The following is a 15,897-nucleotide window of genomic DNA, read 5'->3' as shown; positions in this document are numbered from 1 at the left end:
TCAGCATTCCCACTCGGAACGGCTGAACAGATACCCCTTGCCCCACACCGTCTTGATCTTGCGCGCCTCGCCCGCATGGTCGTCGAACTTGCGCCGCAGCTTGGAGATGGCCACGTCCACCGAACGGTCGGTGCCGTTGAATTCGATACCGCGCAGGCGTTGCAGGATCTGATCGCGGCTGAGCACTTCGCCGGCATGCCGGGCCAGCACCACCAGCAGGTTGTACTCACCGCTGGACAGCTCCACCGCCTGCTCGCGCCAAGTCACGGTGCGCTCGGACAAATCAATGCACAGGTTGCCCATGACGATCTGGTCGCTGGCCACCTGGGGTTCGGACAGGCTGCTGCGCCGCAGCAATGTGCGCACCCTGGCCAGCAATACACGCGGCTCACAGGGTTTGGTCACATAATCGTCGGCGCCCATTTCCAGGCCCAGTACCTGGTCGTGGCTGTCATCGCGGGCGGTCAGCATCAGGATCGGCAGGCCCGCCGAATCGGCGCGCAGCAAGCGGCACACCTGCAGGCCGTCTAGGCCCGGCAGCATCAGGTCGAGGATCACCAGGTCCGGTGGGTTCAGGCGTGCGCGTTCACGGACATGGTCGCCACGGCTGAGCACGCTGACGTGGTAGCCGTTGCGTTCCAGGTAGCTGGCAATCAGCTCGGAGAGTGCGGCGTCGTCTTCCACCAGGAGGATGTTGGGCATGGTGTTTCCAAATAATGCGGTTTGTTGGTGTGTTGCAGGATTGTGCAAGGATATACGCCCCCGGCGCCCTGCGCGCCGTACCTTACACTTCTTCACAGACCCGCTACACAGCTTCACAGCACCACGGCGCAGGTGCCCCTAGGATGCGCCAGTCAATATTGGGATAAGAGCATGTCGAAGAATCTATTTGCGCCGTTTTGCCTGTTGGCCCTCACACTGGCGCTGAGCGCGTGTGGTCAGTCGGCAGACGAGGCGCCCCAAATGCCCCTGGCCAAAGTGCGGATCGAAACCCTGCAGGCCAAGCCCCTCTCTATTACCAGCGAACTGAGCGGGCGCATCGCCGCACCGCGTATCGCCGAAGTACGCGCACGGGTCGCCGGGGTGGTCATGCAGCGGGTGTTCAACGAAGGCCACGATGTAAAACAAGGCGACGTGTTGTTCCGTATTGACCCGGCGCCGTTCAAGGCCGACCTGGACAGTGCCCAGGCCAACCTGAGCAAGGCCGAGGCCAACGCGTTCCAGGCGCGCCTGCAAGAACAGCGCTACAGCCAACTGGTGGAAGGCAATGCCATCAGCGGCCAGGAATACGACAACGCCCGCGCCGCCCTGCGCCAGACCAACGCCGAAGTGGCCGCCAACAAGGCCGCCGTCGAGCGTGCCAAGCTGAATTTGGGCTATGCCACCGTGACCGCGCCGATTTCCGGGCGCATTGGCCGCGCCCTGGTGACCGAAGGCGCACTGGTGGGCCAGAACGAAGCCACGCCGCTGGCGATTATCCAGCAACTGGACCCGATCCACGCCGACCTCACCCAGTCCACCCGTGAGCTGAACGACCTGCGCCGCGCCTTTCGTGCCGGCAGCCTGAAGCAGGTCGGCCAGGACCAGGCCAAGGCGACCTTGATCCAGGACGACGGTAGCCAGTACCCGTTGCCGGGTAAATTGCTCTTCGCTGACATAAGCGTCGACCCGGGCACCGGGCAGATCATCCTGCGCAGCGAGTTCCCTAACCCGGACCTCGACCTGCTGCCGGGCAGCTTTGTGCGGGTGCGCGTGGAACAGGCCGTCGACAAGCAAGGCCTCAGCGTGCCGCAACGCGCCATTACCCGTGACAGCGCCGGTATCCCGATGGTGTTGCTGCTGGATGCCGAGCAGACCGTCAGCCAGCAACCGGTGGAACTGGGCGCGGTGATCGACAATCGCTGGATCGTCACCAGTGGCCTCAAGCCCGGCGACCGCATCATCGTCGAGGGCCTGCAACATGCGCGCCCCGGTGAAAAAGTTGAAGTGGACGACAGCCCGCTCGTAAAGGAATAACCCGTCATGCCGCAGTTCTTTATTGACCGCCCGATCTTCGCCTGGGTGGTGGCTTTGTTCATCCTGCTGGCCGGTGCGCTGGCCATCCCGCAGTTGCCGGTGGCCCAGTACCCCAACGTCGCGCCGCCCAAGGTGGAAATCTACGCGGTGTACCCCGGCGCCTCGGCCCAGACCCTGGATGAGAGCGTGGTCAGCCTGATCGAGCAGGAGCTCAACGGCGCCGATCACCTGCTGTATTTCGAATCCCAGAGCAGCCTGGGCTCGGCGACCATTACCGCCACGTTCCAGCCGGGCACCAACCCGGAAATGGCCCAGGTAGATGTGCAAAACCGCCTCAAAGCCGTGGAGTCGCGCCTGCCCCAGGCCGTGACCCAGCAAGGCTTGCAGGTGGAAAAGGTCTCCGCCGGCTTCCTGCTGCTGGTGACCTTGACCTCCAACGACGGCAAGCTCGACGACGTCGCGCTCAGTGATTACCTGGCGCGCAACGTGATGAACGAGCTCAAGCGCCTGGACGGCGTCGGCAAGGCCCAGTTGTACGGGGCCGAACGCGCCATGCGTATCTGGATTGACCCGCAGAAGCTGATCGGTTTCAACCTCACGCCGGCCGACGTCAACGCCGCGATCAGCGCCCAGAACGCCCAGGTCTCGGCGGGCAGCATCGGTGACTTACCGGGCACCCACGCCCAGGAAATTACCGCGGCGGTGCTGGTCAAGGGGCAACTTTCGACCCCGGCGGAATTTGCCGACATCGTGCTCAAGGCCAACCCCGATGGCTCTACCGTGCGCATCGGCGATGTGGCACGGGTGGAAGTCGGCAGCCAGGAATACCAGTTCTCCACCCGCTTGAACGGCAAGCCGTCTACCGCCGTCAGCGTGCAGCTATCGCCCGGCGCTAATGCCTTGAGCACCGCCACGCTGGTGCGGGCGAAAATGGACGAGTTGTCGCGCTACTTCCCGGCCAATGTGGAATACAAGATTCCCTATGACACCTCGCCCTTCGTCAAGGTCTCGATCACCAAGGTGGTCTACACCTTGCTGGAGGCCATGGCGCTGGTGTTCGCGGTAATGTTCCTGTTCCTGCAGAACGTGCGCTACACCTTGATCCCCACGCTGGTGGTGCCGATTGCGCTGATGGGCACCTTCGCCACCATGTTGCTGCTGGGTTTCTCGATCAACGTATTGACCATGTTCGGCATGGTATTGGCCATCGGTATCCTGGTGGACGATGCCATCGTGGTGGTGGAAAACGTCGAGCGGATCATGGCCACCGAGGGCCTGTCGCCCAAGGACGCGACGAAGAAAGCCATGGGCCAGATCACCGGGGCCATCATCGGTATCACCCTGGTGCTGGTGGCGGTGTTCCTGCCGATGGCCTTCATGCCGGGTTCGGTGGGGGTGATCTACCAGCAGTTCTCGCTGTCGATGGCCACCTCGATCCTGTTCTCGGCGTTCCTGGCCCTGACCTTGACCCCGGCCCTGTGCGCCACCTTGCTCAAGCCGATTGCCAAGGGCGAGCACCATGCCAAGGGTGGTTTCTTCGGCTGGTTCAACCAGCGCTTTGACCAACTCACCAACCGCTACGAAGGGTGGGTGGCCTATGCCCTCAAGCGCAGCGGCCGCTACTTGCTGATCTACCTGGTCTTGCTGGTGGGCATGGGCCTGCTGTTCAGCCGCCTGCCCTCCTCGTTCCTGCCGGTGGAAGACCAGGGTTACACCATCACGGATATCCAGTTGCCGCCGGGCGCCAGCAAGAACCGTACGGTACAGGTGGCCGAGCAGATCGAGGCGCATAACGCAGGCGAGCCTGGGGTGGGTGATACCACCATGATCATGGGTTTCAGCTTTTCCGGTTCCGGGCAGAACGCGGCGTTGGCGTTTACCACGCTCAAGGACTGGTCGGAACGTGGCAGTGATGACTCGGCTTCCTCGATTGCCGATCGCGCCAACATGGCCTTCAGCGAACTCAAGGACGCGATTGCCTACGCGGTTCTGCCGCCACCGGTCGACGGCCTGGGCACGTCCAGCGGTTTCGAGTTCCGCTTGCAGGACCGCGGTGGCGTCGGCCATGCCGGGTTGATGGCCGCGCGTACCGAATTGCTGGACGCTGCGGCGAAAAGCCCGATCCTGGCCAACGTGCGCGAAAGCGCCCTGGCCGAAGCGCCACAAGTGCAGCTGGAAGTGGACCGCAAGCAGGCCAACGCCTTGGGCGTTTCGTTTGCCGACGTGGGCAACGTGCTGTCCTCCGCTATCGGTTCGGCTTACATCAACGACTTCCCCAACCAAGGCCGTATGCAGCGCGTGGTGGTGCAGGCCGAAGGCGACCAGCGCAGCCAGGTGGCCGACCTGATGAAGATCCACGTGCGCAACAACGCCGGGAAAATGGTGCCGCTGTCGGCCTTTGTCCAAGCCAAGTGGACCCAGGGCCCGACGCAGTTGACCCGTTACAACGGCTACCCGGCCATCGCCATCAGCGGTGAAGCGGCGCCGGGGCACAGCACGGGCGAGGCCATGAACGAAATCCAGCGTTTGGTCAGCCAGTTGCCCGCCGGGCTGGGCCAGGAATGGACGGGCTTGTCGTTGCAGGAGCGCTTGTCCGGATCCCAGGCTCCGCTGCTGTTGGGCCTGTCGTTGCTTATTGTGTTCCTGTGCCTGGCTGCGCTGTATGAAAGCTGGTCGATCCCCACCTCGGTGTTGCTGGTGGTGCCACTGGGGGTACTGGGCGCGGTGTTGGCCGTGAGCTTGCGCGGGATGCCCAACGACGTGTTCTTCAAGGTTGGCTTGATCACCATCATCGGCCTGTCGGCGAAGAACGCGATCCTGATCATCGAGTTCGCCAAGGACCTGTATGACCAGGGCGAGGACTTGATCGACGCCACCTTGAAGGCGGCGCGGTTGCGGTTGCGGCCGATCATCATGACGTCCCTGGCGTTTATCCTAGGCGTGGTGCCACTGGCTATCGCCACCGGGGCCAGTTCGGCCAGCCAGCAGGCGATTGGCACCGGTGTGATTGGCGGGATGATCACGGCGACATTGGCGGTGGTGTTTGTGCCAGTGTTTTTTGTGGTGGTGATGAAGCTGGTGCGCAAGCGCCATAAACCAAACTGATCAACGCCGTAGCGAAAGGTGGTGGCTTGCAAGTTGAACCCGTCGCCGGTAACCACGATGCGAAGCGAGCCGCTCTTGATCTTGATCTGCTCTTGATCTTAGGCGCCCCGTTAAACCACGCTGGCCGAACGCAGGCTTGAATCCGTGGGTAACCCGGCAGGACGCCGGGTTAGCCGCCCCGCGCCATGGATGGCGCGTGGCGGCGGCCCACGGATTCAAGACTGTGTTCGGGTACACCGAGCCCAGGCGAGGTGCCGAGTGGTGGGGCAAGAGCGTTTTGCTTACTTTGCCGCTTTTGCAAAGTGAGCCGCCGTCAGGGCGGAACCCTAAGTGGCCGTTACCTAAATAACGGATATGTACCCGGTCCAACTGTGTTGACTGTCAGGCCGCCTTCGCGAGCAAGCCCGCTCCCACGCAAGCCCCACAGGGTTATTGAGTGCATTCATGATCAGGTACACCCGAATAAGCTATGGTGCTCACACATAGTTCTTTGTGAGCCACCATGCCCTTCCTCGCCCGCACCCACCCTCGCCTCTCATCCGCCGCCGTACTGGGCCTGGCCGTCGGCTTCCTGGTGCCGGCCGACACCCTTGCCAGCAAAATTTTGATCGGCTGGAACGCCGGGGTCTGGACCTACCTTGTTCTGATGCTGTGGCTGACCATTCGCGCCAAGGCCGAGGACGTCAAGCGCATTGCCGAAGTCGAAGATGAAAACGCCGGCCTGGTGCTGTTCATGGTGTGCATCGCCGCCATCGCCAGCCTGGCCACCATCACCTTCGAACTGGTGGGCAGCAAGGACCTGGCCGCTTCCGAGCGTCTGCTGCACTACGGTTTTACCGGGCTGACGGTGATCGGCTCCTGGCTGCTGATCGGGGTGATTTTCAGCGTGCACTACGCCAGGCTCTATTACACCTGGCCAGGCAAGGAACCCGCCTTGCGTTTTGCCGAAGGCTTGCTCACCCCCAACTACTGGGATTTCCTGTATTTCTCCTTCACCATCGGCGTAGCGGTACAAACTTCGGATGTGGGCGTCGCCACCCGTGGCCTGCGCAAGGTGGTGCTGGGGCAGTCGTTGATCGGTTTTTTATTCAACACCGCCATTCTCGGCTTTTCGATCAACATCGCCGCCGGGTTGTTTGGCTAGACTGCACAAACCTTCTAGACGCGCACCCCGGCGTAGGCCGCTAATTGCACTTCACTTTCCGACTCGGTGCTGTATGCCTGCGCACAATTGGATCGACCTGTCCCAGGACGCCGACACCGGTATCGAGACCCTGCGCGCGCATTTCGAAGGCCATGCGTATGACCCCCATTGGCACGACAGCTATCTAGTCGGCGTGACCGAACAAGGCGTGCAGCAATTCAACTGCCGGCGCATGCGCCATGACAGCGTGCCGGGGCAGGTGTTCCTGCTGGAGCCTGGGGAACTCCACGACGGCAATGCCCCGACGGTCGACGGCTTCACTTACCGCATGCTCTACCTCGATCCACAGTGGCTGGAGCGGGAAATTTCCAGTGTCTTTGAGGAGGCACCCGCCCATCATCAACTGAGTTTCGCCAGCACCTTGGCCAGCGATCCGCGCCTTGCCCTGGCCACCAGCCACGCGTTTCAGAGCTTGCATCACGGTGAATTGCGGATCGTGCGGCAAAGCGCGCTGGATCTGTTACTGGAACGCCTCACCGGCCAGCTCTACTGGCGCATGCGCTATCGCGATGACCCACGTTTGCCGCAGGTGGCGCACAAGGCCCGGGAATACCTGCACGCCCATCTGCATCAGGACGTGGGCATGGATGAACTCGCACTGGCCTGCGGCGCCGACCGCTTTCGCCTGAGCCGTGCGTTCAAGAGCGCCTTCGGCCTGCCGCCCCACGCGTATCTGGTGCAACTGCGCCTGGCCCGTGCCCGATATTTATTGGCCAAGGGCGATCAACCGGCAGACGTGGCGATGGCCTTGGGTTTTGCCGATCAAAGTCATTTGGGCCGCTGGTTCATGCGGGCTTATGGCCTGACGCCAGCCGCGTACCGCAAGCGCTGCACAAACCTTCCAGACCGGTAACCCGCAGGCTTGTGAAGATGGACGCTCTCGATGAGTTCACCGGAGTCACCCATCATGCTGTCCACCTTCGTGCCTTTCATGCTGTTCGCCTTTGTCGCCTCCATCACCCCCGGCCCGACCAATATCCTGGTGCTCAGCAACAGCGCTCGTTACGGTTTCAAGGCTGCGCTGCCAATCATCCTGGGGGCGTGTGTGGGGGCATCGGCAATTGTGCTGCTGGTGGGTTCCGGTGTGGGCCAATCGCTGGTGCAAATGCCTAAGGTGCAAATGACGATGCAGTGGGCCGGTGTGACCTGGCTGAGTTACCTGGCCTGGCAGATTTTTAGTGCGCCAGCCCAGGCCATCAGTGCCGATGCCAGGCAAAAACCCTTGGGCCTGTTGGGTGCCGCGGCCCTGCAATTGATCAACCCCAAGACCTGGATGATGGCGCTGGCGGTGGTGAGCGTGTTTGCTGGCCAGGGTGGGCAGCGCCAGGTGGTGTACCTGTCCCTGATATTTTTCCTGATCGCCTTGCCCTGCCTCGGCGCCTGGGCCTTATTGGGTGCCGGGTCTAGCCGCCTCTTGCGCTCCCCCAGTACCTTGCAAGCGTTCAACCGAATCATGGCCTTGCTGCTGTTGGGCTCAGCCTGGCTGAGTGTGCTGATCTGAAGGCGAAAAAAAGGGGAAGCCTAAGCTTCCCCTGTTCGGGTGGATGAATGAATCAAAAGTCGTAACGCACGCCGAAGTTGACACCCCATGGCTGGTCGACGGTTTTACCACGTGTATGCTCGAGGTCCGCATGCAGCTTGACGTTCTGAGACACCGACATCGCCACACCACCGGCCATTTCAATGCGCGAGCCGAACACATCGTTGTTGAAGCGCTCGCCGTTGACCGTGACCTTGTTGTTGTGGTTGAACTCATGGGCCAACGCAGTACGCAAGTACGGTTGCAACACACCACCGCTGTCCAGCTGGATACTCTTGCCCACCGTGACGCCTGCCTTGCCCACAACCGAGGCCGAACGGTCACCTTTAGCGTGCAGGCCATTGTCCAGGTCATAACTCTGGGCCTGGGTGATCGCCGCGTTGAGTTGCCCGTAGGGTTCAACGAAGTAACCGTCATCGAGCTTGATATGCCGACCGACTTCCACCGAAGCCCCCACGGCGTTCTGGGTGTAGTTGCCCTTGGCTTTCTTGCCGTCGCTCATGCTCACGTTGACTTCGTTGTGCAAGCGGTTGAGCTTGACCACACCGTCGAAATACAGGCCGCTCTCGTCATCGAGCCAAGTGGCATAACCGCCCACGTAGTAGCTGTCGACCGTACCGCCACCGGAACGGTTGAGGTCGATGTCGGAGGTGCTGTGACCGGCCATCACACCGGCTACCCACTGCCCATCGCCGCCGTACAGCGGCGTGTCGATACCCAAGGTAAAGCCGCGCTGGTTCTGCGTGTAGCCACCACCATCCTGGTTACCGCTGACCTCGTACTTGTTGCCGTAGCCACGCATCCAGAAACCTTCGTTGTTGCCTTGGCTGAAACGCAGCTCACCCATGCGGGTACGCAACAAGGTCATCTCGCCGTACAACACCGTGGGCGAGGTGTTGAACAACGCCATCACCGCTTTGGTGCTGTTGCTGGTGCCGCGACGGTTAGGGTCCAGGTACCAGTCGGTGTCTTCCTGCTTGAGCCCGTAACTGTAGGCACCTGCGTCAACCGCTCCGCCGACCAGCGCGAACTGCGCATCACCACCCTCGGTGCTCACCACGCGAATCGGCTCGGCCGTTGCCAACTCCGATCCCGTGGCCGCCAGCAACAGGCTGTGGTTACCTTCGGCAATGCCATTAACGGCCAGCAAGTCGGTCTGGCCGCTGCCAAAATCTGTGTGCATCACGAACGTGCCATCGCCCGACAGGCTGTCAACATCCATCCGGTAGAACTCATTAGGCCCACCAAAATGCACGCTGCCGCCCGCCATTTTCAGGTCGCCGACTTCGCTGTCGCCCACCAGTGCCCAGTGGGAGGCGTTGTTTACGCTTAACTCGGCCACGTTTTTCAACTGGCCGGTCAACCACGAGCCGTTGTTGAGCTGTAACTTGGCGGTGCTGCCCTCCTCGACCACGACGTCACCGAACAAGGTACTGCCGTCGACATTCATGTTGGCGAAGGAGCCGCCGGTAACCTCGAGGAGGTTGCCGTTGCCGCCCTTGAGGGTGGCACCGTTGCGCACATCTATAGTTGCATTAGCCGGTGTGCCCGCCTTCGAGCTTTCGACCAGAATGGCTGCGCCCGCTTTCCCTTCTACGTATGAGCCATCAAGTATTAATGCAGCTGGCACCTCGGGGCTGCGGTCCATATCCATCCGCACGCCATTGAGCTCACCGGTGATGGAGCTGTCGATCGCAATGGCTTGACCGAACAGATACAGGCCAACGCCATTTTCGCCCGTGCCTGCAACGTCGGTTTGGTAGAGGGCCAACGCGCTGTTACCCCCCACACTGACGCCACGCGTGGTGCCTGTGATGCTGCTGTTGAATACCGAAGCAATCGCCCCCTCATCACTGCCAATCGGACGAGAAACGACCAGGCCGGTGCCATTAGTGTGGGTAAGTGTGCTGTTCTTGAGCGACAGCGTCCCGCCACTCATGAACACTGCTGCCGGTTGTGTCGCCCGCGCAGTGATCTCGGCACCATCAATACTCACGTTCGAATTGAATGCCGTGATGTCTTGGGTTTTGCTGCCTGGGTTAACGGTCAAGTTCGCAGACTGTGCACGGATTTGTTTGGTAGTGGCACCTTCCACGGTGAGGCCTGAGCCGGGCTTCAATTCGAAGCTGTCAGGCGGAGGGCCAGGCCGGACGGTTTCATTCGGCCCGGTAACCACTCGCGCTTCGGCCATACCCGACATCAGCACCACTAAAGAGACCGCGTTTGCCTTCAAAGCGAAGCTTAACGGGTTGAGTTTAAAATTGAATATTGACGACATCAGGACCACCCTCTGGGTTTGGCATTTCCGATTGAAGAAATTGGCCGGTACCAAGAGCGCGGAACCATGCCAATCAAGCGGTGCCCAAACTACCCAGAGGCGTTCCCTATTTATGTAGGATTAGTCTTAAGTCGACAGTTTCAATGTCGACACACAGGGTGAGAATATATATGTGGATCCAGGGAGCAGCTGGCTGCTCCCTGGTCGTTGCCGCAACCATTCAGGGCGCCGCGGGTACCGGCGTGTTGTCGCAGTAGGTGGGAGAGACGCCAGATTTGACCGAGCGTGCCCGATGCAAAGCGTCGCTCGATGTTAAAGGCCCTGTTGTCAGTTGAATGGTGTAGTTGATCCGTGCCGACCCCGTGTGCCGTTCTCCTGCGTGTGGATGAATCGTCTTCATGAGGGTGGAGAAAGGCGCGTCCAGGGTCACCTCAAACCCCAGCGCGATCATGGCCGAGGTCAACGGAGGGGAGTCTTTGAACCCTACGGACGCAAGCACTGGGGTCATGCCAGCATCATCACTGTAGCCTTGCCAGTCCACCCGGACCACCATAGTCGGCTCAAACAAGTCCGACGGCGGAATATAAACTGTGATACGTCCGTCCATATTCACAGGCCTGAAAGTAGTACAGTTGATTGCGCCTGGAGGACCGCCCAACATTTCCAGGTTCCGGACTTCGGGCATGACAAGGGCCTGGACGTTGGCCTGTACGTCCACCAAGGTCACCTCGGACTCCTGCCGATTCGTACCAGGCCCCGTATCGATTGTGTAATGCACCTGCTTCAGAGGCGGTGCGTTACCATGCTTGGCAATCAACGCCCATGGAATCTGCAACGGCGGGGTGACCGGAGCGCCGGCAACCCCACCCGTGATCAGCCGAGTGGCGGCGAGCTCTCCCTCGTAAAAGGCCCGGATGGTAAAGTCCTCGGTATCTGGGGTCGGGGCCTCATCCCACAACGTGATATGCATATTGGCAGGCCGATTGGCGTGTTCCGGTAATAGCTCGTTGTCAGCACCCTCGGTGCCGCTGGGATCAACCCCCTTGATTACGACCGGATAGAGGTCGGTGTTAGTCTGGTCCGGAGGATTGGTAGGGGTCGGCCCGACCACGTGTAGATTCAAATTGATGATCGTCGACGGCGCAGGACCATACGTCTTGGATCGACGCTTGATGATGTAAGTGACCGTCAACAGCAAATCACCTGTTGACGCGCCATAGAGCGTTTGCAAAATATGGAATGGAACATCAACGGCCAATGGGAAATTCGTATTGCCTAATGGCGTATTTTCCAGGGTTGCACTGGCGATGCTGGTCGAAAACTGGATGTCAATCACATCACCGTCATTTTCCCGTTGAGGGTTGTCGTACTCAGGGACTCTCACAATCATTCCCTGGTCAATGGCGGCGTCGGCCCGGTCGAAGCGGTTGTCTCCCGGGAACGCTCTGCCAATCAGGGGCTGCTTCAAATTAGCCGGCGCAGGCAGCAAGGCCACATCCACTCGCAAAGAGGAGGAAAGCTGGCTGGGATTGCCCGCCGCGTCCAGTAGCTGATACCGAAGCGTATTGAACGCGTCCGGCCCGCCCTCGACGACACTCTTGGGCAATGGAAACCTCAGGTCCGTCACGGGCCAATCCACATCGGTAGAGGGAGGATCGGGTGCATAGGGGGTATCGGAATCTGTGTAAAAAATTCTCAGCCTATCGCCCGGCGCACGCCCTTGAGCGACGTAATCTGGAATTGAAAAAAACAGTCGATCATTGGGAGGCGCTGGAAAATCGGCCTCTTCAATGGGCAGTGTCAAGCCTGCCGGTAGGATAGGCGCTGGCGGGAGATTCGGAGATGATGCGTACGGTGCATCAGTATCGACAATCAAACGCATCTCGGTCGATTCGCTCAAGTTATCCGCACGTCTGATATACACCTCGTACTTGATATCCCAGTGACCTGGCGGACGCCTGCCTCGGGCGATATTCGCAGTTGCATAGGCTTGTGGCAGTGTTGCATCGAAATTAAAAGTGAACGTTAGGAACGGCTCTCCATACTCCGCATCATCTACCGGCTTTATATACACTCTCACGGTATCCGGAGCGGCGGCACTGACGCTATAGTCTTCCCATCGCGGCATTCGCAGTTCCAAATCTTGAGACAAAGCCTGTTCCCGAGAAAGCAATCCTGGAAACCCTGGAACAGAATCGACTTCTGGTGCTTCCAACTGTGATAAAACGACTGCCGACGGGCTAACAACAGAGTTTAATCTGGCAAAATAATCACGCGTCTTTTTATTCATCATCGTTCTCCATTAGTGACAATATGGGCGACGAACAACAGCGAAAATATTCGTTTAACCCTATTCGCTTAGTACAGCCATTTGCCGGCTAGAAGCACCTGTGCCCGCCGCTTATTTCAGACGTTAAGCCTGCACCGATGTCATCACCTTTTCGTTATCAGCGAGGGCACACCGTCACTTGTGCAATGAACGACATCCCCTGCCTGGCAGAACCCACCCGCGGGATAAGCCAGGTCAACCCTGAAGCGGCGCAGGATCGACTCACCGATTTTGCTTCCACCGCGCCACACCTCATACCATGCAACGGCAGTACTCTGAAGGCGCAACGAATACACCACTGGATCGTAGGGCATGACCGTAAAGTCCAACCCATTGACTAAATCCGCTGGCGTATCAAAGGTCTTGCTTTGAGTGAACCTACTGTCTGGAACAATGGGATCTACCCAACCATTGTTGTTGTAGCCGTGGGTAAAAAATCGCACTTCGTCGTTCACTTGAAAATCGCCATGGGAAACGACTTTCCAACTAACACCTGCAAATATCTCCGGGGATGAGCAACACGTCAGAAACGTACCCGTGCCACCGATAAGCGTGTGCTGAATAACCGGAGTAGGAAAGCTGAGCAGCGGCCCCGTATTAACATCAACTTCAGTATTTCTGGACTGTTGCTGGTTAACCCCGTTATCGGTGGTGTAATGCACGGGCAACGACGAGTTAATGATGCCTTCCATGACGCCCCAAGGAATAACGCTGGAGAATACCAGTTGGCCGGCGACCTCCCCGACTTGGACCGTCTTGGTCGCCACCGGCCCGATACCATTCCAGAAGAACCGCAATACTTGGCCTGGCTGTGGGTCGTCATAGAGAAACACACGGGCACGAGCGCCAACATCCTTGTCTCTAAGGTCAACCAAATTGGCCTCATCTGACACCAACCCGCGCACTTCAGCCGACGGCAAAGTGAGGTTAAGCAATGCGGGCGCTCCCGCATGGTCTTGCCCCGCCACGGTGAAGTCCTGCCTGATACGACGTCCAAATGAGGGGTAGCTCACCAGACCACGGATAATCTCGTAACGTATCCGGATCTCTTCTGCCACCAAGACGGGCAATGGGCCCCTCAGGATGGACCAAGGAATGGGTACCTGTGTTTCGACGCCATCTGACACCGGGACATCCGGCACCGGCCGTTCGTCCCAATAAGCCCGACATTGATCACCCGCGGCCCAATTGGCATAGGGGGGAACCAGCACCACCACTCCAGCTCGCGCGTCATCTCGCTTGATGAGAGTGTCGTCATAGGCTGGCGGCATGATAGTAGGCGCAGGGAGAGGTACGCCTGGGCCTGCTATCAGGTCCAATACAAAGGGTAAGCCGGCACTACGCGTACTGAAATTACCAGCCTCGTCGAATACTCGATAAAAGATGTAGGCTTGCCCGTTGTTCAGGCGACGAAATGCGGCGGCCGGTAACTCGCTGATCAGCGGGTCCGAGGTGTTTACCAATACATAATCGCCGTCAGGCGCAGCGGCAGCTGGGTTCGGGTTGTTGGATAGAAACATTTCAATGCGATCATTGCGCTCTCGCCCTCGATAAGGCGGGACATTGAAGCGCACCGGGTCATTGCCCGCCAAGTAGGCTTCATCGACACCCGTGATGGGCGCAGTCACAAAACTGAGTTGGTCATCCGGCCTGAGCAGTTCTGGTGATTCCAAATCAATGGTTAATGTGACCTTCGGATCAAGCTCGCTAACCTGCCCCTCCGAGTCTGTCACACGATAATAAAGCTCCACCGAGCCTGAACGCTCTCGAAGCATGGCCAATGGCACGTGCATTTGCACAAATGCAGGCAGCGGCGGCGGTGGAGCATCAATCAGTTTCAGGTCGGCCTGTCTTTCAATACCGTCTCGCAACCAGAGAAGTTGCACTCTGTGGGGGGTATCCAGCGGCTCTGGGGCCGGGAGCCACATAGGTATCCTGACCAACAGGGGCGCAAGCGTCAGTGAAACCGGTACAAGACCGTTGGGGTCGAGAGGGTCGACACCCGGAATGTCCATGGGTCCCAGCGCAAGTACCCCGCCAATGCGCGCTCCAGAAATATGAGTCAATGTTGAAATGGACATACTCTTTCCTCTTTCGATGATGAGTTCCTGGAGCGCTTCCACCCATCACGTTGTGAGAAAGTAAACGCCAGCCCCTTCTGTTTGGGAACTGTCAGAATTAACAGGTTGTGGGTCCCATTCGTCGGTTTTATCCAAGCATTGCTGCGTGCCAATAGCGAAGATTAGCTTGACGGCTTCTTGGACTTGGTGTTCCCTGAAACCGGTTTCAGCGCGACCCCAAACTCCAATAAGAAAGGCTTTACCGTGACTTCATTCTCCGCCGCCCAGCGCAGCCGCGTGACCATGCTCGACGTCGCCGAGCGCGCGGGCGTATCCAAGGCCAGCGTGTCGCGCTTTATCGGCGATGACCGCGCCCTGCTCTCCGATGCCATCGCCCTGCGCATCGAACAGGCCATCGACGAACTTGGTTATCGCCCCAACCAGATGGCCCGTGGCCTCAAGCGTGGGCGCACGCGCCTGATCGGCATGTTGGTGGCGGATATCCGCAACCCCTACTCCATTGCCGTGATGCACGGCGTCGAAACCGCGTGCCGCCAGCACGGGTACAGCCTGGTGGTATGCAACACCGACCGCGATGACGAGCAGGAGCGCCAGCACCTGGCGGCGCTGCGCTCTTACAACATCGAAGGCTTGATCGTGAACACCCTGGGCCATCACCTCGACCAACTGCTGGAACTGCAACGGGAAATGCCCCTGGTGCTGGTGGACCGCAAGGTCGAACCGCTGCACAGCGACCTGGTGGGCCTGGATAACCCGGCGGCAGTGCGTATGGCGATGGACCATCTGCAACAGCAGGGTTTCCGCGAGGTGCTGCTGGTGAGCGAGACCACCGACGGCACCAGTTCACGTCTGGAACGCCTGGCGAGTTTCACCACCGAGATTGCCCAGCGCCCGGCGTTGACAGGCGCCGTGGTTGAACTGGATGGCGAATTGGAAAACCGTCTGCAAGCCTTTCTCGCCAAACCCGGCCCCAAGGCACTGTTTTGCGCCAACGGCGTGGCAGCACTGGCCTGCACCCGTGCACTCAAGGCCCTGGGCTGCGACCTGTTCGACGACGTGGGCCTGATCGCCCTGGATGACCTGGACTGGTACCCGCTGGTGGGTAATGGCATCACCGCCCTCGCCCAACCGACGCAAGCGATTGGTGCCAGCGCTTTTGACTGTTTGCTCAAGCGCCTGCGCGGCGATACCGCCCCCACCCGCACCCTGGATTTTTTACCCGAGCTGATTATCCGCGGCTCGACTCAATCCCCTGTGGGAGCGGGCTTGCTCGCGAAGGCGGTGTATCAGCCACTTCCAAGCTGACTGACACGCCGCCTTCGCGAGCAAGCCCGCTCCCACATT

At 59.7% G+C, this 15,897-nt stretch carries 10 protein-coding genes; 6 read left to right on the top strand and 4 right to left on the bottom strand.

The features are described 5' to 3' along the window. Positions 1 to 702, bottom strand: coding sequence for a response regulator transcription factor (locus V8689_RS13285; protein WP_003190934.1), 702 nt, complete (start codon positions 700 to 702; stop codon positions 1 to 3). Between the two features lie 171 nt (positions 703 to 873). Here V8689_RS13285 and V8689_RS13280 point away from each other — a divergent pair, with 171 nt between their 5' ends. The 5 genes from V8689_RS13280 to V8689_RS13260 all read left to right on the top strand — a co-directional run bounded on the left by V8689_RS13280 (position 874) and on the right by V8689_RS13260 (position 7,826). After that, positions 874 to 2,016 carry an efflux RND transporter periplasmic adaptor subunit gene (locus V8689_RS13280; protein WP_047710733.1) on the top strand — a complete coding sequence of 381 codons (1,143 nt, stop codon included), beginning with the start codon at positions 874 to 876 and terminating at the stop codon, positions 2,014 to 2,016. A 6-nt stretch (positions 2,017 to 2,022) separates the two neighbouring features. Continuing rightward, complete coding sequence (locus V8689_RS13275; protein WP_056784766.1) at positions 2,023 to 5,121, top strand: efflux RND transporter permease subunit; 3,099 nt, start codon at positions 2,023 to 2,025, stop codon at positions 5,119 to 5,121. 502 nt (positions 5,122 to 5,623) lie between these two features. Then, a complete protein-coding gene (locus V8689_RS13270; RefSeq protein ID WP_056784762.1) occupies positions 5,624 to 6,265 on the top strand; it encodes a DUF1345 domain-containing protein in 642 nt (213 codons plus the stop codon). Between the two features lie 73 nt (positions 6,266 to 6,338). After that, positions 6,339 to 7,178, top strand: a complete 840-nt coding sequence (locus V8689_RS13265) for an AraC family transcriptional regulator (protein WP_056784759.1) — start codon at positions 6,339 to 6,341, stop codon at positions 7,176 to 7,178. A 54-nt stretch (positions 7,179 to 7,232) separates the two neighbouring features. Continuing rightward, positions 7,233 to 7,826, top strand: coding sequence for a LysE family translocator (locus tag V8689_RS13260; RefSeq protein WP_056784756.1), 594 nt, complete (start codon positions 7,233 to 7,235; stop codon positions 7,824 to 7,826). A gap of 52 nt (positions 7,827 to 7,878) precedes the next feature. Here V8689_RS13260 and V8689_RS13255 read toward each other — a convergent pair whose 3' ends face one another. The 3 genes from V8689_RS13255 to V8689_RS13245 all read right to left on the bottom strand — a co-directional run bounded on the left by V8689_RS13255 (position 7,879) and on the right by V8689_RS13245 (position 14,553). Then, positions 7,879 to 10,143, bottom strand: a complete 2,265-nt coding sequence (locus tag V8689_RS13255; protein WP_056784753.1) for an autotransporter outer membrane beta-barrel domain-containing protein — start codon at positions 10,141 to 10,143, stop codon at positions 7,879 to 7,881. 220 nt (positions 10,144 to 10,363) lie between these two features. Then, the gene (locus V8689_RS13250) at positions 10,364 to 12,436 is read right to left on the bottom strand and encodes a hypothetical protein (RefSeq protein WP_056784750.1); all 2,073 of its coding nucleotides are present in this window, start codon (positions 12,434 to 12,436) and stop codon (positions 10,364 to 10,366) included. Positions 12,437 to 12,576: 140 nt separating this feature from the next. Further along, positions 12,577 to 14,553 carry a hypothetical protein gene (locus tag V8689_RS13245; RefSeq protein WP_056784747.1) on the bottom strand — a complete coding sequence of 659 codons (1,977 nt, stop codon included), beginning with the start codon at positions 14,551 to 14,553 and terminating at the stop codon, positions 12,577 to 12,579. A 243-nt stretch (positions 14,554 to 14,796) separates the two neighbouring features. Here V8689_RS13245 and V8689_RS13240 point away from each other — a divergent pair, with 243 nt between their 5' ends. Continuing rightward, the gene (locus tag V8689_RS13240; RefSeq protein WP_056784965.1) at positions 14,797 to 15,858 is read left to right on the top strand and encodes a LacI family DNA-binding transcriptional regulator; all 1,062 of its coding nucleotides are present in this window, start codon (positions 14,797 to 14,799) and stop codon (positions 15,856 to 15,858) included. The last annotated feature ends 39 nt before the right edge of the window (positions 15,859 to 15,897 follow it).

Source organism: Pseudomonas sp. AK181 (genome assembly GCF_051122975.1).
Lineage (GTDB): Bacteria > Pseudomonadota > Gammaproteobacteria > Pseudomonadales > Pseudomonadaceae > Aquipseudomonas > Aquipseudomonas lactis.
This window is presented reverse-complemented; position numbering and strand designations above follow the sequence as displayed.